18 protein-coding genes are annotated in these 20,684 nt (G+C 62.9%); 14 read left to right on the top strand and 4 right to left on the bottom strand.

Translation table 11 applies throughout. The annotated features are described in order from the left end of the window. Nucleotides 1–33 precede the first annotated feature (33 nt). From J3P82_RS03370 to trxA, 3 genes are all read left to right on the top strand, one after another. Entirely contained in the window at nucleotides 34–498 is a 465-nt protein-coding gene (locus J3P82_RS03370) for a YbaY family lipoprotein (RefSeq protein ID WP_434560690.1), read from the top strand. Continuing rightward, nucleotides 495–1,148 carry a class I SAM-dependent methyltransferase gene (locus tag J3P82_RS03365; protein ID WP_434560688.1) on the top strand — a complete coding sequence of 218 codons (654 nt, stop codon included), beginning with the start codon at nucleotides 495–497 and terminating at the stop codon, nucleotides 1,146–1,148. The genes J3P82_RS03370 and J3P82_RS03365 overlap by 4 nt, the downstream gene beginning before the upstream one ends. Before the next feature lie 85 nt (nucleotides 1,149–1,233). Beyond that, nucleotides 1,234–2,106, top strand: a complete 873-nt coding sequence (trxA, locus tag J3P82_RS03360) for a thioredoxin (protein WP_434560686.1) — start codon at nucleotides 1,234–1,236, stop codon at nucleotides 2,104–2,106. A gap of 80 nt (nucleotides 2,107–2,186) precedes the next feature. Here the strand turns inward: trxA and J3P82_RS03355 are convergent, their stop codons facing one another. Beyond that, complete coding sequence (locus J3P82_RS03355; RefSeq protein WP_434560684.1) at nucleotides 2,187–2,543, bottom strand: hypothetical protein; 357 nt, start codon at nucleotides 2,541–2,543, stop codon at nucleotides 2,187–2,189. A 120-nt stretch (nucleotides 2,544–2,663) separates the two neighbouring features. Between J3P82_RS03355 and J3P82_RS03350 the strand changes: the two genes are divergently transcribed. The 5 genes from J3P82_RS03350 (at nucleotide 2,664) to J3P82_RS03330 (ending at nucleotide 6,652) form a co-directional block, all read left to right on the top strand. Continuing rightward, a complete protein-coding gene (locus J3P82_RS03350; RefSeq protein ID WP_434560682.1) occupies nucleotides 2,664–3,248 on the top strand; it encodes a DUF2796 domain-containing protein in 585 nt (194 codons plus the stop codon). Between the two features lie 70 nt (nucleotides 3,249–3,318). Further along, entirely contained in the window at nucleotides 3,319–4,029 is a 711-nt protein-coding gene (locus J3P82_RS03345; protein ID WP_434560680.1) for an ABC transporter ATP-binding protein, read from the top strand. A gap of 1 nt (nucleotide 4,030) precedes the next feature. Beyond that, the gene (locus J3P82_RS03340; RefSeq protein WP_434560678.1) at nucleotides 4,031–5,296 is read left to right on the top strand and encodes an ABC transporter permease; all 1,266 of its coding nucleotides are present in this window, start codon (nucleotides 4,031–4,033) and stop codon (nucleotides 5,294–5,296) included. Nucleotides 5,297–5,307: 11 nt separating this feature from the next. After that, entirely contained in the window at nucleotides 5,308–5,826 is a 519-nt protein-coding gene (locus tag J3P82_RS03335; protein ID WP_434560676.1) for a DUF3299 domain-containing protein, read from the top strand. Between the two features lie 127 nt (nucleotides 5,827–5,953). Further along, complete coding sequence (locus tag J3P82_RS03330; RefSeq protein ID WP_434560674.1) at nucleotides 5,954–6,652, top strand: OmpW/AlkL family protein; 699 nt, start codon at nucleotides 5,954–5,956, stop codon at nucleotides 6,650–6,652. Nucleotides 6,653–6,720: 68 nt separating this feature from the next. On the opposite strand, the gene J3P82_RS03325 is transcribed toward J3P82_RS03330, so the two are convergent. Further along, nucleotides 6,721–7,650, bottom strand: coding sequence for an NAD-dependent epimerase/dehydratase family protein (locus J3P82_RS03325; protein WP_434560672.1), 930 nt, complete (start codon nucleotides 7,648–7,650; stop codon nucleotides 6,721–6,723). Next, the gene (locus J3P82_RS03320; RefSeq protein WP_434560670.1) at nucleotides 7,643–8,527 is read right to left on the bottom strand and encodes a sugar nucleotide-binding protein; all 885 of its coding nucleotides are present in this window, start codon (nucleotides 8,525–8,527) and stop codon (nucleotides 7,643–7,645) included. Before J3P82_RS03320 ends, J3P82_RS03325 begins: the two co-directional genes overlap by 8 nt. A 201-nt stretch (nucleotides 8,528–8,728) precedes the next feature. Here J3P82_RS03320 and J3P82_RS03315 point away from each other — a divergent pair, with 201 nt between their 5' ends. Both J3P82_RS03315 and J3P82_RS03310 read left to right on the top strand, forming a co-directional pair. Continuing rightward, entirely contained in the window at nucleotides 8,729–13,042 is a 4,314-nt protein-coding gene (locus tag J3P82_RS03315) for a DEAD/DEAH box helicase (protein WP_434560668.1), read from the top strand. Nucleotides 13,043–13,382: 340 nt separating this feature from the next. Next, on the top strand, nucleotides 13,383–14,318 hold the full coding sequence (locus tag J3P82_RS03310; RefSeq protein ID WP_434557345.1) for an IS110 family transposase: 936 nt from the start codon (nucleotides 13,383–13,385) through the stop codon (nucleotides 14,316–14,318). 40 nt (nucleotides 14,319–14,358) lie between these two features. Here the strand turns inward: J3P82_RS03310 and J3P82_RS03305 are convergent, their stop codons facing one another. Further along, the gene (locus J3P82_RS03305; protein WP_434560666.1) at nucleotides 14,359–16,470 is read right to left on the bottom strand and encodes a mechanosensitive ion channel family protein; all 2,112 of its coding nucleotides are present in this window, start codon (nucleotides 16,468–16,470) and stop codon (nucleotides 14,359–14,361) included. Nucleotides 16,471–16,657: 187 nt separating this feature from the next. Here J3P82_RS03305 and J3P82_RS03300 point away from each other — a divergent pair, with 187 nt between their 5' ends. Genes J3P82_RS03300 through J3P82_RS03285 form a run of 4 tightly spaced genes read left to right on the top strand, consistent with a single transcriptional unit; the run spans nucleotide 16,658 to nucleotide 20,679 of the window. Next, the gene (locus J3P82_RS03300) at nucleotides 16,658–17,584 is read left to right on the top strand and encodes a DUF72 domain-containing protein (RefSeq protein ID WP_434560664.1); all 927 of its coding nucleotides are present in this window, start codon (nucleotides 16,658–16,660) and stop codon (nucleotides 17,582–17,584) included. Beyond that, entirely contained in the window at nucleotides 17,581–18,393 is an 813-nt protein-coding gene (locus J3P82_RS03295; RefSeq protein WP_434560662.1) for an endonuclease/exonuclease/phosphatase family protein, read from the top strand. Before J3P82_RS03300 ends, J3P82_RS03295 begins: the two co-directional genes overlap by 4 nt. Next, entirely contained in the window at nucleotides 18,390–19,688 is a 1,299-nt protein-coding gene (gene clsB / locus J3P82_RS03290) for a cardiolipin synthase ClsB (protein WP_434560660.1), read from the top strand. Before J3P82_RS03295 ends, clsB begins: the two co-directional genes overlap by 4 nt. Then, nucleotides 19,675–20,679 (top strand): lysylphosphatidylglycerol synthase domain-containing protein, encoded by a 1,005-nt coding sequence (locus J3P82_RS03285; protein WP_434560658.1) that lies wholly within the window; start codon nucleotides 19,675–19,677, stop codon nucleotides 20,677–20,679. The genes clsB and J3P82_RS03285 overlap by 14 nt, the downstream gene beginning before the upstream one ends. Nucleotides 20,680–20,684: the final 5 nt, after the last annotated feature.

The following is a 20,684-nucleotide window of genomic DNA, read 5'->3' as shown; positions in this document are numbered from 1 at the left end:
AGATCCATGGAATTCACCTTGCTGGAGCCACACATGCCGCTACGATCGCTCGTTTTGCTCAGTTTTTTCAGCCTGCTGATGGCGTGCAGCAGCGACGCCCCCAAACCCGCCGCGCCCGCTCCAGCCCCGGCGCCGAAACAGGCCCAGGAAAAAGCCCGGCAGGCCACCGAGCTGGGGCCGTTGCCGGCGCATCAGCGTGAGTTGAGCGGCACCTTGCAAGGCGTGCCGGCCGGGGCTGAAGTTGAACTGGCGCTGCTGGTGATCGACGACAAGGATCGGCCGCAACAACTGCTCGCCAGCTCCAGCCTGATCGGCACCAACCAGGCGCTGCCCTTCCGCTTGCGTTTCAATCCCGAAGCGTTCCCGGTCGGCGCCCGCGTGGAACTGCGCGGTCGCGCCAGCCAATCCGGCCAATTGATCCTGCATCTGCCTGAGCAACGTATTGCCCAACCAACCACCCAGGCCCTGGGCGTGCTGCAATTTGTCAAAGCACCATGAATGCACCGCACGACCTGCAACACGCCTTGGGCGAGTTGCTTGGCGATGCGCGCCTGGTGCCTTGCCCGTTACCCGGCACTGACCTGACGTTATGGCTGATCGACGGCGACAATATGGACCGTGCCTTCAGCTCGGAAGAAACCCGGCGCATCCTCCACGAACCGCCCTATTGGAGCTTCTGCTGGGCCAGCGGCCTGGCGATGGCCCGCTACTTGGCCGAACATCCGCAGTGGGTCGAGGGCAAGCGGGTGCTGGATTTCGGCGCCGGTTCCGGCGTGGCGGGGATCGCGGCGGCCAAGGCCGGGGCGATGCAAGTGGTGGCCTGTGACCTGGATCCGCTGGCACTTGCCGCCGCAAAGGCCAACGCCCTGCTTAATGACGTCACGCTGAATTATTCAACGGATTTTTTCGCCGAAGCCGATCGCTTCGACCTGATCCTGGTTGCCGATGTGCTCTATGACCGCGCCAACCTGCCGTTACTCGACCAGTTCCTCAGCCGTGGCCGCGAGGCCCTGGTGGCCGACTCGCGGGTGCGGGATTTCCAGCATCCGTTGTACCGGCGCATCGAAATGCTCGAAGCCATGACCTTGCCGGACCTGGCCGAGCCCGAGGAGTTTCGGCATGTGAGCCTGTATCACGCCCGTCGCTGACCTCAGGCGCCGCGAGCGCCTGGCCTTTCAGCCACCCCACACCAAGCCGTATAGTTGCGCTATTCAAGCGTTCTACGAGATTCCCATGACCCAGGACACGCCCTACATTTTCGACGCAACTACCGCCGATTTCGACCAGTCGGTAATCGCCAACTCCTTCCACAAACCGGTGCTGGTGGATTTCTGGGCCGAGTGGTGCGCACCGTGCAAGGCGTTGATGCCAATGTTGCAAGGTATCGCCGAGGGTTATCAGGGCGAACTGCTGCTGGCCAAGGTCAATTGCGACGCAGAGCAAGACATCGTCGCCCGCTTCGGCATTCGCAGCCTGCCGACGGTGGTGCTGTTCAAGGACGGCCAACCGGTCGACGGTTTTGCCGGGGCCCAGCCGGAATCGGCGGTGCGGGCGATGCTCGAGCCGCATGTGCAGATGCCGCCTCCGGCCGCCGCCGACCCGTTCGAACAGGCTCAGGCGCTGTTCGACGATGGTCGCTTCGCCGACGCTGAAGCCTTGTTGAAAGTGCTCTTGGAAGAAGACAACACCAACGCCAAGGCGCTGATTCTCTATGCGCGCTGCCTGACCGAGCGCGGCGAGCTGGGCGAGGCGCAGACGGTGCTCGACGCGGTGAAAAGCGATGAACACAAGGCCGCCCTGGCCGGCGCCAAGGCGCAGATCCAATTCCTCGGCCTGGCCAAGGATCTGCCGGACGCCGCCGACCTCAAGGCGCGCCTGGCGCAAAATCCGCAGGACGATGAGGCGGTGTACCAACTGGCGATCCAGCAACTCGCCCGCCAGCAGTACGAACCTGCGCTCGACGCACTGCTCAAAGTGTTCATCCGCAATCGCAGCTACAGCGAAGGCCTTCCCCACAAGACCTTGTTGCAAGTGTTCGAACTGCTGGGCAACGACCACCCGCTGGTGACGACCTACCGCCGCAAGCTGTTCGCTGCGTTGTATTGAAGGCTTAGCTGCAAGCGCCAAGCATCGAGCATCGAGCGGCAAGATGATTTCAGCTTGAAGCTTGCAGCTCCTCGCTGCTTTTATCCCACCCAGCTATAGAGCGGCGTATCCCCGCCGCTCAACACCTTGACCTCGGCGCTATGGCGCAGGCGCACCAACAGGCGCTTGCCTGCCGAAGCGCTGCCGGTCAAGCCTTCGAGTTGCTCCAGCAGGTCCGGGCCGCTCAATTGCCCCGCCTTGCGCAGCAATTCCCGGGCGATCTGCCACTGGGTGTCGTCCGGGTTCACTGGTTTGGCCGTCGGATTGGCCGCCGGTGCCGCCGCGCCTTCGTATTTGACCGCTTGCAACTGGGCACCGAGCTGCGCCCAGTCGCCCTCATCCATTTCGATCGACAAGTCCACCGGCCATTCGCCGACGGTTCCGCGTATCCGCAACATCACCGTGCTCCTGAAGATTTCATCTGCGCATGCTCCCATGGGCCTTGCGCGACGCCAAGCAGACGGTCAAACTCTGCGCACTTTCGTTATAAGATTACATAACTTTTCCGGAGACTCGTCATGCGTCGTTTGCTTCTCGCTTTGCCGTTCGCCCTGCTGCCGTTGGCTGTCGCTCACGCGGTCGCCGAACATGATCACGACCATGACCATGAGCACGGCAGCCTCGGCGCCCATGAACACGGCGTCGCTCAGCTGAACGCGGCGCTGGACAGCCAGACCCTGGAGCTGGAACTGGAAAGCCCGGCGATGAACCTGGTGGGCTTCGAACATGCCGCCACCAGCGACGCCGACAAGGCCAAAGTCGCCGCCGTGCGGGCGCAGCTGGAAAAACCCCTGGCGCTGTTCAACCTGCCGGCCGCCGCCAAGTGCACCGTGGCCAAGCAAGAGCTGGAAAGCCCATTGTTCGGCGATGAGCCGGACCATGAAGACCACGATGAAGACGGCGACGAGCATCACGACGAGCACAGCGAAATCCACGCTCACTACCAATTCACCTGCGCAGCGCCTGGCGCGTTGAAGAACCTGGACCTGGCGACCCTGTTCAAAACCTTCCCCGCGACCCAGAAAATCCAGGTACAACTGATCAGCCCGAGCGGCCAGCAAGGCGTTGAGGTCACGGCCAAGGCGCCAGCCCTGAAATTCTGATTCACTGCAAGAACCCTGTGGGGAGCATGTTCGCTTCCACAGGGCTCCATTATTTGTTGAAGCGGCAAACATGACCCAAGCACTCATCCAACTGTCCGACCTGGGCTTTAGCTGGCCCGGGCATCCGCTGCTGCTGGATATCCCGGCGTTTCGCCTGGAAGCCGGCGAAACCTTGTTCCTGAAAGGTCCCAGCGGCAGCGGGAAAACGACGCTGCTGGGCCTGCTGGGCGGTGTGCAGACGCCGGATCGCGGCAGTATCCGCCTGCTCGGCCAGGAGCTCACCGAGCTGGGCGCCGGCAGTCGCGACCGCTTTCGCGTGGATCACACCGGCTACATTTTCCAGCAGTTCAACCTGCTGCCGTTTCTCTCGGTGCGCGAGAACGTCGAGTTGCCCTGTCACTTTTCCAAGCTGCGCGCGCAACGTGCCATCCATCGCCACGGCAGTGTCGATCTGGCCGCCGCCACGCTGCTGGCGCACCTTGGGCTGACCGATTCGAGCCTGCTGGAGCGTCGCGCCGACTCGCTGTCCATCGGCCAGCAGCAAAGGGTCGCCGCCGCCCGCGCCTTGATCGGCCAACCGGAACTGGTGATCGCCGACGAACCGACGTCAGCCCTGGACTACGACGCTCGGGAAAACTTCCTGCGGCTGCTTTTCGCCGAATGTCGTGAAGCCGGGTCGAGCCTGTTGTTCGTCAGCCATGACCAGAGCCTGGCGCCGCTGTTCGACCGCAATCTGTCGCTGGCCGATCTCAATCGCGCCGCCACGCCACTCGAGGTCTGAGATGTATTTGTTCCGCCTAGCCATGGCCAGCCTGGCTAACCGCCGCTTCACCGCGATCCTTACCGCGTTCGCCATCGCCCTTTCGGTGTGCCTGCTGCTGGCGGTGGAGCGGGTGCGCACCGAGGCGCGGGCCAGCTTCGCCAGCACCATCAGCGGCACCGACCTGATCGTCGGCGCTCGCTCCGGCTCGGTGAACCTGCTGTTGTATTCGGTGTTTCGTATCGGCAATGCCACCAACAACATCCGCTGGGACAGCTTCGAACACTTCGCCAACAACCCGAAAGTGAAATGGGCAATCCCCATGTCCCTCGGCGACTCCCATCGCGGCTACCGAGTGATGGGCACCACCGAAGCCTACTTCGAGCATTACCAGTACGGCCGCCAGCAACACTTGGCGCTGGCCGAGGGCCGGGCGTTCGTCAGCGATCCATTCGAAGTCGTGCTCGGCGCCGAAGTGGCCGAGGCGCTGCATTACAAACTCGGCGACAAACTGGTGCTGGCCCACGGCGTGGCGGCGATCAGCCTGGTCAAGCATGACGACAAGCCTTTCACTGTGGTCGGGATTCTCAAGCGCACCGGCACGCCAGTGGACCGCACGCTGCACATCAGCCTCGGCGGCATGGAAGCGATTCACATCGACTGGAAAAACGGCGTGCCGGCCCAGGGCAACGGGCGCATCAGCGCCGACCAGGCCCGCAACATGGACCTCACGCCCCAGGCGATCACCGCGTTCATGCTTGGCCTCAACAGCAAGATCTCGACCTTTGCCTTGCAGCGCGAGATCAATGAATTCCGTGGCGAACCGCTGTTGGCCATCCTGCCCGGCGTGGCCCTTCAGGAACTCTGGAGCCTGATGGGCACGGCCGAAAAAGCCTTGTTCGTGATTTCGTTGTTCGTCGTGCTGACCGGGTTGATCGGCATGCTCACGGCGATCCTCACCAGCCTCAACGAGCGTCGTCGAGAGATGGCGATCCTGCGCTCGGTGGGCGCGAGGCCGTGGCACATCGCAAGCCTGCTGGTGCTCGAGGCCTTCGCCCTGGCGTTGGCCGGGGTGGTCGCCGGGCTGGCGTTGCTTTACGTTGGCATTGCCGCCGCCCAGGGCTACGTGCAGTCGGCCTATGGCTTGTACCTGCCATTGAGTTGGCCGAGCGAGTATGAATGGACGCTGCTGGCTGGCATTCTGGTCGCCGCCCTGCTGATGGGCAGCGTGCCGGCCTGGCGCGCCTATCGCCAATCGCTGGCCGATGGCCTGTCGATCCGTTTATGAGGACGTTGAAAATGCCCCGCGCCCTGCTTGCGCTGTTGATGCTGGTCGCCCTGCCCTTGTGGGCAGCCGAGCCGAGGAACCTGTCCTGGTCGGAAATGATCCCACCGGACGCGCCGCCGGAAGTGCCGAACATGACACCGCTGCACGACCTGTCGAAGATGAGCGATGCCCTGGCGGCCGAATCCGCGCCTGCGGCCAAGCAGGACCTGCCCAACGCCCCGGTGGTCAAGGCGCTGGACGGTCAGCAGATTCGCTTGCCAGGTTATATCGTGCCGCTGGAAGTCAGCGAGGAAGGCCGCACTACCGACTTTCTGCTGGTGCCGTATTTCGGCGCCTGCATCCACGTGCCGCCACCGCCGTCGAACCAGATCGTGCACGTGAAAAGCGAGCTCGGCGTCAAGCTCGACGAGTTGTACCAGCCGTACTGGGTCGAAGGGCCGATGCAGGTCAAGCCGTCCACCAGTGAACTGGCCGATGCCGGATACCAGATGGACGCCGAGAAAATCTACGTTTATGAGCTGCCGGAGTGAGACCGATCCAGTAGCGGCGGTCTGTTCGCATCAGCCTCATCACACTTTCATTGAGCTGAGTCAAAAGACCGGTCCAGACGGCTTCGTACCATGGGACATCCTTTTTTGAATGTTCTCTGGAGCCCCCATGCACAAGTCCTTGCTCAGCGCTTCCCTCGTGGCCCTCGCACTCTCCGCCCCGATGGCCCAGGCCCATACCGCCGGCGATATCATCGTTCGCGCGGGCGCCATCACCGTCAATCCGGATGCCGACAGCTCCAGCGTCAAGGTCGACCGAGGCCCGCTGGCCGGCGCTGACCTGGGCGGCAAGGCAACCATGAGCAGCGACACTCAGTTGGGCCTGAACTTCGCCTACATGCTCACCAACAACTGGGGTATTGAGTTGCTGGCGGCTTCGCCATTCGAGCACGACGTCAAAATCAAAGGCACCGCCCTGGGCGCGGCCAATAACAAGCTCGGCACCCTCAAGCACCTGCCGCCAACCCTGAGCGTGGTTTACTACCCGCTCGACGCCAAGTCGGCCTTCCAGCCTTACGTCGGCGCCGGCATCAACTACACCTGGATCTACGATGAACACGTCGGCAGCGAAGCCAGCGCCAACGGCTTCAGCAATTTCCGGGCGAAAAACAGCTGGGGCATGGCGTGGCAAGTCGGTGCCGACTACATGCTGACCGATAACATCATGATCAACGGCCAGGTCCGCTACATCGACATCGACACCACGGCCTATGTCGACAACAACGCCGTGGCCGGCGGCACCCGGGCCAAGGTGGACGTCGACGTGGACCCGTTCGTCTACATGGTGGGCTTGGGCTACAAGTTCTAAGCCTGCGCAATTGCCAGGTGACAAAAAAGGCGCCTCGAAAGGCGCCTTTTTTTTTGGCCGATGGAAACTCAGCGCCCCAGCAACCGCGCCAGCCCCACACTCATTGGCGTCTGCGCTGGCAATTGGAAACGCTCCAGCAACCGACGGTTATCGGCCCGCGAATGACGAATGTCGCCGGAGCGCGCCGGGCCATAGCTGATCGTCGGCAAGTCACCCACGACCTCGGCCAGGGCCTGGAGCATCTGCTTGAGATTGGTGGCCTGGTTCCAGCCGACATTCACCGCGCCTGCGTCCACCTCAGTTTTTTCAATGGCCTGCACCAGCACGTCCACCAGGTCTTCGACATAGACGAAATCGCGGGTCTGCTCGCCATCGCCGAATACGCTGATCGGCAAGCCTTTTTGTGCCCGTTCGCTGAAGATGCTGATCACCCCGGAATAGGGCGAAGACGGATCCTGGCGCGGGCCATAGATATTGAAGAAACGGAACACCGCCGGTTCCAGGGCATGCTGGCGCCGGTAGAAATCCAAGTAGAACTCGCTGGCCAGTTTGTCTGCCGCGTAAGGCGTGAGCGGCGCCTTGGGCGTCTCTTCATCGATGGACTGGCCTTCGCCGTTATTGCCATAGACCGCCGCGCTGGAGGCGAACAACACACGCTTCACACCGGCCTGGCGCATGGCCTCGCAAACGTTCAAGGTGCCGATGAAATTGCTCTGGTGCGTGCGCACCGGGTCATCCACCGACGCTTGCACCGAAGCCACGGCCGCCAAGTGCGCCACGCCACTGCAACCGAGCATGGCCCGGGCGAGCAGCGCGGCATCGGCGACATCGCCCTCGATCAGTTCGAGCGCGGGGTTGTCCAGCGGCAGGTTGCTGCGCTTGCCGGTAGACAAGTCGTCAAGGATGCGCACCGAATGCCCCTTGGCGAGCAACGCGTCGGTCAGGTGCGAACCAATGAAACCCGCGCCGCCGGTGATTAAAACAGGGCCTTCAGCCATGGCGATAAAACCTATCCAGTAAGCCCGGGAGGGCCGCGCGCCAGGCGCGGGGCTTGATCCCGAAGGTGTGCAGAATTTTCTTGCAGGCCAGGACCGCGTGCTGCGGTTCTTCCGCCGCGTCCGGCCTGGCGGCGTGGGCCTGGGGTGTGGGCGACTCGATGGCCAGCGGATGCAGTGCACGGGCTTCGGTGAGGATCGCCTGGCCCAGCGCCAGCGGCGTGGTCGCCTCGTGGCCAGCGTAGTGATAAGTGCCCCACAGCGGCGCCGCACAGTCGAGTTGCTTGAGCACCGAGATGATCACCCGCGCCGCGTCGTCGACCGGTGTCGGATTGCCCCGACGGTCGTCGGCCAGCAGCAGCTCTTCGGGCTGCTCGGCCCGAGCGAGGAACCGTCCGAGGATGCCGTCGGCGCTATCGTCCAGCAGCCAGCCAAAACGCAGCAGCACATGTTGCGGGCAGGTGGCGCGCACGCTTTGCTCGATTCGCCACAACGCCTGGCCACGCAGGCCCAGGGGCACGGGCTCGTCTTTTTCGCTGTAGGCAGTGGCGCGGGAGCCATCAAACACGCGGTAGCTCGACGGTTGCAGCAAGACGATATTGTGATGCTGGCACAGTTCGGCCAGGCGCTCGACCGCCCGCTCCTGGCTGGCCAGGCGCTGCTCGCTGACAGCCTCGGCCTGGAACCAGTCGAAGTAGTACGCCAGGTTGATCAAGGCGTCCGGCCGGGTGTCGTCGAGCAGTTGAGTCAGGCTCGCGGCATCCCAGCCGTCTTCGGGTGGGCGGGGGGCAAGAAAACCGATGTCTTCTTCTGCACCGAGGCGAATCAGCGCCTGCCCAAGGGCATTTCCGCCGCCCAATAACATAAGGCGCATTCGCATAAAGTCAGCAGGCCCAGTCTGTTGGCACAAGAATTTGGTCGACAACGCCCGTGGGCGTCGCCGGAATCGTTGCATTTTGCGGGTTTAGTGCGCAACCGTCATCCGTAAAGTGCAGATCGGTGGGTTTGTGTGACCCTGGGAGGCAATGAAGGCCTCAAGCGGTACTTGCATCTTCCCCGCCCCACCCGCATAACTTGCACCATGAATTCACCCCTTGCAGCCGACCACGCGATGGCAGGCTTTCACCCCGCCGTTCGCGCCTGGTTCAGCCAGACATTTGCGGCGGTCACGCCCGCCCAGGCCCGAGCATGGCCGTTGATCGGCGAGCGCCGTTCGGTGTTGGTCGCGGCGCCCACGGGCTCGGGCAAGACCCTCACCGCGTTTCTCGCGGTGCTCGATGACTTGGTGCATCGCGGCCTGGAACAGGGTGGCCTACCGGACCAGACCCTGGTGGTTTATGTCTCGCCGCTGAAGGCGCTGAGCAACGATATCCAGATCAACCTGCAGAATCCACTGGCCGGTATCACCGAACAATTGCGCCGGATGGATTTGCCGCCCCTGCACATCACCACCGCCGTGCGCACGGGTGATACGCCGCAAAAAGAACGCTCGGCGATGCGCAAGACGGCGCCGCACATCCTGGTGACCACCCCCGAATCGCTTTATGTGTTGCTCGGCTCCGATTCCGGCCGGCAGATGCTCGCCAGCACCCGCACGGTGATCGTCGATGAAATCCACGCGATCGCCGCCAGCAAGCGCGGCAGCCACCTGGCCCTGAGCCTGGAACGGTTGCAAGCGCTGTGCGCCGAGCCGCTGGTGCGCATCGGCCTGTCCGCCACGCAAAAACCCATCGAGGCGGTGTCGCGCTTTCTCGTGGGCCATGGCCGAACCTGTGAGATCGTCGACATCGGCCACGCCCGTCCGCGAGACCTGGACATCGAGGTGCCGCCGGTGCCGCTCTCGGCGGTGATGGCCAACGATGTGTGGGAACTGGTCTACAACCGCCTCGCCGAACTGGCGCGCGAGCACCGCACGACGCTGGTGTTCGTCAACACCCGACGCCTGGCCGAACGCCTGAGCCGTCATTTGAGCGAGCGCCTGGGCAAGGACGCCGTGGCCGCACACCACGGCAGCCTCGCCAAGGAGTTTCGCCTGGACGCCGAACAACGTCTCAAGCGCGGCGAACTGCAAATCTTGATCGCCACCGCGTCCCTGGAGCTGGGCATCGATATCGGCGATGTCGACCTCGTTTGCCAGATCGCCTCGCCCCGCTCGATCTCGGCGTTCCTGCAACGAGTTGGCCGCTCCGGTCACCAAGTCGGCGGCACGCCCAAGGGTCGCCTGTTCGCCACCACCCGCGACGACTTGATCGAATGCGCCGCACTGCTCGATTGCGTGCGCCGTGGCGAACTCGACATCCTGCACATCCCCAAGGCGCCGCTGGACGTGCTGGCCCAGCAGATCGTCGCCGAGGTCAGTTGCCAGGAATGGCAGGAGCAAGCGCTGCTGGCGATGTTTCGCCGCGCCTCACCCTATGCCGAATTCGACGAGGCGCATTACCAGGCGCTGCTGCAAATGCTCGCCGAAGGCCTGAATGGCAGGCAGGGCGTGCGCAGCGCCTACCTGCACCGGGACGCCGTGACACGGACCTTGCGCGGTCGTCGGGGCAGCAAGCTGACGGCCGTGACCAGCGGCGGGACGATTCCGGACAACGCCGACTATAGCGTGCTGCTCGAACCCCAGGGCCTGAACATCGGCAGCGTCAACGAGGACTTCGCGGTCGAGAGCATCGCGGGCGATGTGTTCCAACTGGGCAATACCTCTTATCGCATCATCCGCGTAGAAACCGGTCGCGTGCGGGTCGAGGATGCCCAGGGCCAGCCGCCGACCATTCCGTTCTGGCTCGGCGAGGCCCCGGGGCGCAGCGCCGAGTTGTCCCTGGCCGTCGCCCGCCTGCAAGCCCAACTGGACCAGCTGCTCGGCGCCACGCCGGGCAACCTGCAACCGGCCCTGGACTGGCTGACCGGCACCTTGCAACTGAACCTCGCCAGCGCCGAACAATTAATTGATTACCTGGCCCCGGCGCGCCTGGCCTTCGGCGCCTTGCCGTCCCAGGAAACGCTGCTGATGGAGCGCTTCTTCGATGAGTCCGGCGGCACGCAACTGATCATCCACACGCCGTTCGGCAGCCGGATCAACCGCGCCTGGGGCCTGGCGCTGCGCAAGCGCTTCTGCCGCACCTTCAACTTCGAACTGCAGGCCGCCGCCAGCGAGGATGCCATCGTGCTCTCGCTGTCCACCAGCCACAGCTTCGAGCTGGACGAGGTCTGGCGCTACCTCAACAGTCACAGCGCCGAGCAGATTCTCGTGCAAGCGGTGCTGGATGCGCCGCTGTTCGGCGTTCGTTGGCGCTGGAACGCCGGCGTGGCCCTGGCCTTGCCGCGCTATACCGGCGGGCGCAAAGTCGCCCCGCAGATCCAACGCATGAAAAGCGAAGACCTGATCGCCAGCGTCTTCCCCGACCAGATCGCCTGCCTGGAAAACCTCGCCGGCGAGCGCGAGATTCCCGACCATCCGCTGGTTGAACAAACCCTGGACGATTGCCTGCACGAAGCCATGGACAGCGAAGGCTGGCTGGCCCTGTTGCGGCGCGTGGAAGCAGGCGAGGTTCGCCTGATCAGCCGCGACCTCCCGGCGCCCTCGCCCCTGGCAGCGGAAATTCTCAGCGCCCGGCCCTACACCTTTCTCGACGACGCACCGCTGGAAGAGCGCCGCACCCAAGCGGTGATCAACCGCCGCTGGAGCGATCCACAGTCCACCGACGACCTGGGCGCGCTTGACGCCGATGCCATCCAGGCCGTGCGGGACGAGGCCTGGCCGACGCCGACCAACATCGACGAAATCCATGAAGCACTCATGAGCCTGGCGTGCATCGCCGACAGCGAAGCCAGCGCCGAGCCGGCGTGGCTGGATGGGTTGCGGACCCTGGCCGAGCAGGGTCGCGCCAGTCATGTCGAGATCAGCGACGAACGCGGCCTGTGGGTGCCGCTGGAACGGCTGACTTGCCTGCAAGCGATTTATCCACAGGCCCAATGGCAGCCAGCGCTGACACCGCTGCCAGGGTTCGATGAACAGTGGAACGCCGACGACGCCGTAGTGGAAATACTCCGTGCGCGGCTCAGTGCCTTTGGCCCGCAGCCGTTGACGGCGATTGCCTACCCGCTGGGGCTGTCACCGGCACAAGCGACCCAGGCCCTGGCCCAGCTGGAACAGCAGGGGTACGTGTTGCGCGGGCGGTTCACGCCGGGCACCGGCCAGGAAGAATGGTGCGAGCGGCATCTGTTGGCGCGTATCCACCGCTACACCGTCAAGCGTCTGCGGCGGGAAATCGAGCCGGTGATGTTGCAAGACTTCATGCGATTCCTGTTCGATTGGCAGCACCTTTCGCCGTCGGCCCAGGGCCGTGGCAGCGCCGTGCTGCCGTCGATTGTCAGCCAGTTCGAGGGCTACCCGGCCGCCGCCTCGGCCTGGGACAGCGACTTGCTCCCGGCACGGGTCAAGGATTATTCGCCGAGCTGGCTCGACGAACTCTGTCGCAGCGGCAAGTTCGTCTGGACGCGCCTCAGTGCCCGCCAGAAGCTGGCCGCCAGCGCCTTGCGCAGCACGCCGATTGTCTTGCTGCCACGCGCCAGGGTCGCGCTGTGGAGCAACCTGACCGAGCAGACGCCGGTCAGCGAACTGTCGCCCAAGACGCAGAAAGTCCATCAAGCCCTCAGCGAACATGGCGCGCTGTTTTTCGATGAGCTGCTGCACGAAGCCCACCTGCTGCGCAGCGAACTGGAAATCGCCCTGCAGGAACTGGTGGGCGCGGGCCGGGTGAACGCCGACAGCTTCGCCGGGCTGAGGGCGTTGATCACGCCTGCCAGCAAGCGCCAGGCCCGTAGCAGCCGGCGCGGGCGTGGGGCGTTTGTCGGCGGCATGGACGATGCCGGGCGCTGGGCCTTGTTGCGCCGCAGCTCACCCGCCCCAGCGCCGGATAACCGGCCCTCGCCGACGCCGCCCGAGACTCTGGAACACATCGCCATGACCCTGTTGCGCCGCTACGGTGTGGTGTTCTGGCGGCTGCTGGAGCGCGAAGCCGATTGGTTGCCGAGCTGGCGTGAACTGCTGCGCACTTTTCATCGCCTGGAAGCACGGGGCGAGATTCGTGGCGGGCGTTTCGTCAGCGGGCTGGCCGGCGAACAGTTTGCCTTGCCCGAAGCCATCCCGTTGCTGCGCGAAGTACGCCGCCGCCCCACCGATGGCAGCCTGGTCGCGGTATGCGGCGTTGATCCGCTGAACCTCGCCGGGACTTTGCTGCCGGGGACGAAAGTACCGGCGCTGGTGAGTAATCGACTGGTATACCGCGATGGGTTGCCAGTGGCGGCGCAGATTGCCGGCAAGGCGCAGTTTTGGGCGGAGCTGGATGCCCAAGTGATGTCTGAGATTCGCACCAAGCTGATTCAACACCATTAACCAGAAACGCAATAACCCGTGGCGAGGGAGCTTGCTCCCGCTGGGCTGCGTAGCAGCCCCAACGCTCTCGGCACACTATCCAAGTCTGCTCAAAAGCGACGACTGCTGCGCAGCCGAGCGGGAGCAAGCTTGTGTCTTTAACTGAGGTAATGTCAGAGATGAGAGGGGTGAATGGCAGCTGATGAGCAGCGGTGCCTTTTGAGCACGTGAGGGAGCCAAGCTGCCATCCACTCTTTTCACTCTGGTTCCAAGCTCGAACAGTTGACTGAGTCCGACCTCGAACAACAAGCGTGAGCCAGACCAGAGTGACCTCTCGCCCCTAAGCCTAGAGGTTTTACTCATGACTGCCTACGCCGGAATTGATGTGTCCAAAGCCACTTTGCAAATCGCGCTATTTCCCCAGGCAGGCGAACTGAGTGTGCCTAACACCGCCGAAGGGCTCGCCAAACTGGCTGGCTGGCTTGCTGAGAGACAGGTTGTGCGTGTTCTAGTTGAAGCGACAGGCGGCTATGAAAAGCTGTCGGTGCGGCTGCTAGCCAAGACCGGTTTTAAGGTTCAGCGAATCAACCCGGTTCGCGCTCGCCAGTTTGCGCAGGCTATGGGCAAGCGCGCTAAAACCGATCCCATTGACGCGCGAATGCTGGCGACGTTTGCTTCGGCCTTGGAGGAAAAAAACTTCATTTTCCCCGATGAGGCCCGCGACAAGCTTACCGAGTTGGTTAATCAGCGTGATGTCTTCATCCAGCAACGGGACGATAACCGGCGCCGTATTCAACAAGCGCAAGAGGCAGACGTGTTGGATGCTTATAGGGAACTCAATGCCAAACTCAAAGAGATGATCGCCGCCGCGGATAAGCGTATAGCCGCGCAAAGCCGGCAAATCGATGCCGAACTAATGGAGCGTTTGCGCTCGATCAAAGGGGTTGGCCCGGTGACCATCAGCAGCTTGTTCTGCTACCTGCCAGAATTGGGAGACCTGAGCCGTGGACAGGTCGCAGCGTTGGCTGGTGTAGCCCCCTATAACAACGACAGCGGGGCCAAGCGAGGTGTTAGGCGCATCTATGGAGGGAGATCAAGGCTACGTCGAGCGGTGTACATGAGCACTTTGGTTATGGTCCGCCACAACGATGATTTCAAAAACCGTTATGCCCGCCTTCGGGCAGCGGGAAAATGCTCAAAGGTAGCGTTGGTTGCGTGTATGCGTGTGTTGTTGATCAGGCTGAATGCCATGGTTCGGGATGGAAAACCATGGCAAGACCAACCTGCCAGCCGTTAGTCGGAGGAGAAGTTAAAGACAGTTGGCTCCCTCGCCACAGTTATCGGGCAGGCTGGTCGGACGGCTTCGATGACTCCTCCGGCGAAGGCGGTGAGTGTTCAGCTTGCGTATCCCACCGCTTGGGCAACATCACCTGCTGTGGATAAGTCTGCGCGAAGTGCACCGCAGGGTCGTCATCCACAAGCTTTTTCAGTCGCTGGTTGAACGCCCGGCTGACCGCATATTGCCCGCCCGACACGGTGCGGAACTGGGCCGTCAGCACCACGCCGTTGAGGTCCATCCTGTCCACCCCGAAAACATCCAGTGGCCCTTGCAAATTGAACTTGAGAAACGGGTCTTCGGAGATCGAATCCCCGGCTTCGCGGATCAATTCAATGGCGCGGTCCACGTCGGTGTCATAGGTGAACTGCACCGAGAAAAACGCAAAGGCAAATTGCCGGGACTGATTGGTTACGGCCTTGATCTGGCCGAACGGCACCGAATGCACGAAGCCCTTGCCGTCGCGCAGGCGCAGGGTGCGGATGGTCAGGCCCTCCACGGTGCCGGCATGGCCGGAGCTCAGCACGACCCAGTCGCCGATGGACAGTGTGTCTTCAATGATGATGAACAGCCCGGTGATGACGTCCTGCACCAGTTGCTGCGAACCAAAGCCGATCGCCAGCCCCACCACGCCGGCACCGGCCAGCAACGGCGCGACGTTGATGCCAAGGTTGGCCATGGTGGTGATTGCGCAGATCACCACCAAGATGATTTTCGCGGCGTTGCGCAACAACGGCAGGATGGTCTTGACCCGAGTGCTGGGTTGGCGGGCGCCGCGCTTGTTGAGCGGCGGCTTCAAGGCTTCCTGGATCGCCGTATCAAGTACCACCCACATCAGCCACGTCACCAGGAAGATCAGGCCGATACGGCTCAAGGAATCGCTGATTGCCCGGCCAAGGGCATTGCGCGAGGCGAACTCGAACAGGGAAATGCCCCAGATCCGTCCTAGGATCTCTATGAACGCCACCGCCATGACGATGCGCAACAACGCGTGCAGCAAGCTCAACAGTCGCCCCTTGTAAGCGCTGTTGCGCTGGATGACCTCGGCCTTGGGGGATTTGAAAATGTGCTGGAACACGGTGCTGAGGAACACCGTCGCGATCAGCAGGAGGGTGGTGAACAAGGCGCAACGCAGGGCTTTCTGATTGTCTTCGCCGACGCCGATCAGGCTCACCGCCGAGACCAGCACCATCAGCAGGATCGGCCAGTACCAGAGCCCGGAAAAAATCCGCAGCGATTCCTGCAACGCCGGCTGTTTCAGGCGTTGGGCCAGCGGGCGGTTGCGGATCAGGTGGGCCACCGGTCGGCGCATGTGAATCACTAGCCAGCCGAAAATCATCGAGGCCGACAGCCCGGTAAATACCGCGACGCTGCTGGTGATGTTGCCACCCAGTTGCCGAGCGATCTGCGGGCTGGTCAAGGCATCGCTGAGGGCAGCCAGAAAACCGATCATGAACAGCGGCCGCGGACTGAAACGCCGAATCATCGCTACCGCCCGCCGTTTGTGGCCGGCGTTGAACATGACGATCACGCAGAGCAACACCGAGGTCGAGACGATGCCGCTACTGGTGGCGTAGGCAAAGCACAGCGCCAATGCCCGGCCGACCGAAACCTGCAGGAAATGGCTGACATAAAGGGTCAACGGCAGGCAAGCCACGGCCGGCAAAGTATAGGGCAGCAGGTAACCGAGCAGGTCTCGCACACGCTGGCGGGTGCGCAACCAGCGGCGACGACCCAGGCGCCGCACCAGCAATCGCGCGCTGGCCCAGATCAGCGCAAACGCCCCTAGCCAGACGCCTGAGAGCAGGAGGAAATCCCCCGCCACGCGCCAGGTGGAACGAGAGGTCTGGTCCACCAAGCGATCCACTTCGTCCGCCGCCCGGTCCGCACGCAGGCGCCAGGCATCGACCAGGCTCTGGTTGAGGTCGAGTTTGTTCTGGACATCGTCGATGCTCGAACTGATCGCCCCGAGCAGACCGCCTTGTACCAGCGGCTCGGGTTCGGCGGGGGCCTCGCTGGGCGCGGAGGTGCCAGGGACAGCGGCGGTCCCGTAGGCGCTGGTACCGGTCAACGTCAACAAGACCAGCAGCAATGCAGTACTCAATCGAGACAAAACGCGAGGCTCCTTCGGGCAGGGTCGGTAAGGAACTGATCGATAATGGGCCGGCAAGTTCGCCCCGAGGGTAAATACACAGGGTTACTGCTTCCTCGCCGCCGGGCACTCCAGCGAAACTTTCCAGCCCGCGCGGCAGTCATCAAAAGACACAGGCGGTACGAGGTCATTGGCACGGGAGGGATACATGACGGCGATCCACATTGGCATTTCCGGTTGGCGCTACACGCCTTGGCGGGGAGATTTCTACCCCAAGGGGCTGGTTCAGAAACGGGAATTGCAATTCGCCTCGCGAGCGGTCAACAGCATCGAAATCAATGGATCGTTCTACGCCCTGCAACGTCCCGAACGGTATGCCCAGTGGTACGCCGAGACCCCGTCCGACTTCGTGTTCAGCGTCAAGGCGCCGCGCTTCATCACCCACATCAAGCGCCTGCGAGACATCCATAAGCCGTTGGCGAATTTCTTCGCTTCCGGGGTGCTGGAGCTCAAGGAAAAACTCGGCCCCATCCTCTGGCAGTTTCCGCCCAGCTTCAAATTCGCCCCCGAACTGTTTGAGGATTTTCTCAAGCAATTACCCCACGACACCGAAGCCGCCGCTGCGCTGGCCCGCGAGCACGAGCCGCGCCTGGATGGCCACGCCAGCACCGAGGCGGACAAAAAGCGTCAGCTACGCCATGCGGTCGAGATCCGTCATGAAAGCTTTATCGACCCGCGCTTCGTTACCCTGCTCAAGCGCTACGACGTCGCCCTGGTGGTCGCTGACACCGCCGGCAAGTGGCCCTATCGCGAAGACGTCACCAGCGATTTTGTCTATCTGCGCCTGCACGGCGCCGAAGAGTTGTACGCCAGCGGCTATACCGACCAGGCGCTGAAACGCTGGGGCGATCGGATCGAGGCCTGGAGCCAAGGCAGCCAACCGGATGACGCGCACCTGATCGACCCGAAAAAGAAACCCCGGGCGCGCAAGAGCCGGGAGGTGTTCTGCTATTTCGACAACGACATCAAAGTTTGCGCGCCGTATGACGCGCGCCATCTGCTGGAGCGTTTTGACCTGGACAAGCATCTCGCCACCGCTCCCGGCGTGCGCCCGGCCGAAGGGGTCTTGCCATGACCACGCCAGAATCCAGCGAGGCCACCCGCGAGCCGATCCCAGACGTGGCGCAAGACCTTGATCGGGTAAACCGCTTCACGGTGCTCACGGTGAACACACATAAGGGGTTCACGGCGTTGAATAGGCGTTTCATTTTGCCGGAACTGCGCGAAGCGGTACGCAGCGTGTCCGCCGACGTGGTGTTCCTGCAGGAAGTGCATGGGACCCACGAGCACCATCCCCAGCGCTACAGCAACTGGCCGAGCATGCCGCAATACGAATTCCTCGCCGACACCCTCTGGCCGCAGTTCGCCTACGGGCGCAACGCGGTGTACCCGGCGGGCGACCATGGCAACGCGTTGCTGTCGAAATTCCAGATCATCCGCCATGACAATCTAGACGTCTCCATCAGCGGCCATGAAAGCCGCGGCATGCTCCACAGCGTGCTGCGCCTGCCCGGCGGCGAAGGGCAAGAAGTCCACGCGATTTGCGTGCATTTGGGGCTGCGCGAAGGCCATCGCATTGAACAGCTGAAACTGCTTTGCCAGCGCCTGAGCGAATTGCCCGCCGGCGCCCCGGTGATTGTCGCGGGCGACTTCAACGACTGGCGCGGCAAGGCCAATGATCTGCTCGAACCTTGCGGCCTGCGGGAAGTGTTCGCCGAACAATGGGGCAAACCGGCGCGCAGTTTCCCTGCGCGCCTGCCGATCCTGCGCCTGGACCGTATCTATGTGCGCAACCTCAAGGCCCATCATGCCCAGGTATTGAATGTACGTCCCTGGTCGCACCTTTCCGACCACGCACCGCTGTCGGTGGAGATCGAATTATGAGCGCGACGATGAACAAGGCGACGGTGGAAAAGATTGAAGTCCCGCCGACCGAACGCAACCCGGCGCTGGCCGATATCGAATACGGCTGGCACGGCAACAACCGCGTCACGCTGCTGGAAAATGGGGAGGAATATTTCCCAAGGGTTTTCGAGGCCATTCGCCGCGCCCAAGAGGAAATCCTCCTGGAGACCTTCATTCTGTTCGAGGACAAGGTCGGCGTTGAATTACGCGACCTGCTGGTCGATGCCGCCCGGCGCGGCGTGCGCATCACGGTCAACCTGGACGGTTTCGGCTGCGGCGAGCTGACCACCGAGTTTCTCGCATCGTTGAGCGATGCCGGGGTGCGCTTGCAGATGTTCGACCCGGCGCCCCGACACCTCGGGATCCGCACTAACTGGTTCCGCCGCCTGCACCGCAAGATCGTGGTGGTGGATGGCGTCATCGCGTTTATTGGCGGGATCAACTTTTCCGCCGATCACCTCGGCGACTTCGGTCCCGAGGCCAAGCAGGACTACTCGGTGGAGATCAAAGGCCCGGCGGTGGTGGATATCCATCACTTCGCGCTGCTGCAAAGCGGCCGCCCGGCTCGGGCCAAGTATTGGTGGCAACGTCGCCGCAACCGTCGCTCCGAGCTGGCCTTCAATGACCATGACGGCCAGGTGCGCCTGGTCTATCGCGACAACCATGAGCACCAGACCGACATCGAGGAGGTCTATCTGCAGGTGCTGCGCAGCGCCCAGCGCCGGGTGGTGATCGCCAACGCCTACTTCTTTCCTGGTTATCGCTTGCTGCGGGAGATCCGCAACGCCGCCCGGCGTGGCGTCGAAGTGCGGCTGATCCTGCAAGGGCAACCGGACATGATGATCGCCAAGCTCGCCGCGCGGATGCTCTATGACTATCTGCTCAAGGCCGGTGTGACGATTTATGAATATTGCGAGCGACCACTGCACGGCAAGGTCGCCCTGGTGGATGAGGACTGGAGCACGGTGGGCTCGAGCAATCTCGACCCGTTGAGCCTCTCGTTGAACCTGGAAGCCAACGTGCTGATCCGCGACCGGGCGTTCAACCGCGAGCTGTTCGAGCGCCTCGATCACTTGAGCCGCAACCATTGCACGATCATGCCTGAGAACCATGCCCCACGCGGCCTGCTGTGGCGCATGACTATCGGTTTCATGGTGTTCCACTTCTTGCGTCACTTCCCGGCCTGGGCCGGATGGCTGCCGGCTCATAAACCCCGTCTGAAACCTTTTTCACCGCCGACGGCGGTCCGGAGCGAACCCCATGAACCACTCTGACGCGCACACCGCGCCGAGAGATGACGCCCATGCAGCGGAACAGGCCAAGCCGAAATCCCGCTGGAGCCGTTGGAAACGGCCGCTGACGCTGGTTTTTTTCCTGCTGCTGATCGTGCTGTTTACCGCGTTGGCCCGGCGCATCGATTGGTCCGAGGTGTTCACCACCCTGGCCGAATTCAAGCTGCGTACTTTGCTGATAGCCGCCGCGCTGACGGTGACCAGTTTCATCACGTACGCCTGTTTCGATTTGATCGGCCGCACCTACATCCGGCAAAAACTGGGTTGGCGGCAGATCTTGCCGGTGGGGGTGATCAGCTATGCCTTCAACCTCAATCTCAGCGCCTGGGTCGGTGGCATCGCCATGCGCTATCGGCTGTATTCGCGGCTCGGGGTCAGTAACGGCAACATCGCCAAGATCCTCGGCCTGAGCCTGGCCACCAACTGGTTCGGCTACATGACCTTGGCCGGCGTGGTGTTCAGCAGCGGCCTGGTGACGATGCCGCCGGGTTGGAAGCTGAGCAGCAACGCGTTGCAAGGCGTCGGCGTGCTGCTGTTGCTGATCAGCGCCGGGTACTTGGTGGCGTGCCGCTTTTCCAAGCGCAGGGCCTGGACCGTGCGCGGCATGGAAATCAACTTGCCGTCCCTGCGCATGGCCGTGCTGCAATTGGCGCTTGGCGCGCTGAACTGGTCGTTGATGGCCGCGGTGATCTTCACATTGCTGCCCAGCAAACTGGATTATCCGGTAGTGCTCGGGGTGTTGCTGATCAGCAGCATTGCCGGGGTGATTACACACATTCCGGCGGGGCTCGGGGTGTTGGAGGCGGTGTTCATTGCGCTGCTGCAACACGAGGTATCGCGGGGCAGCCTGTTAGCGGGATTGATTGCCTACCGGGCGATCTACTTCATCCTGCCGCTGCTGGTGACCGTGGTGATGTACCTGGTGATCGAGGCGAAGGCCAAGGCGCTGCGGGTCAAGCCTGGGACCAAGTGAGAGGT

The organism is Pseudomonas sp. Z4-20 (assembly GCF_051131955.1).
Classification (GTDB): domain Bacteria; phylum Pseudomonadota; class Gammaproteobacteria; order Pseudomonadales; family Pseudomonadaceae; genus Aquipseudomonas; species Aquipseudomonas marvdashtae.
Note: the sequence above shows the minus strand (reverse complement) of the source record. Positions and strands in the feature narration are given on the sequence as shown.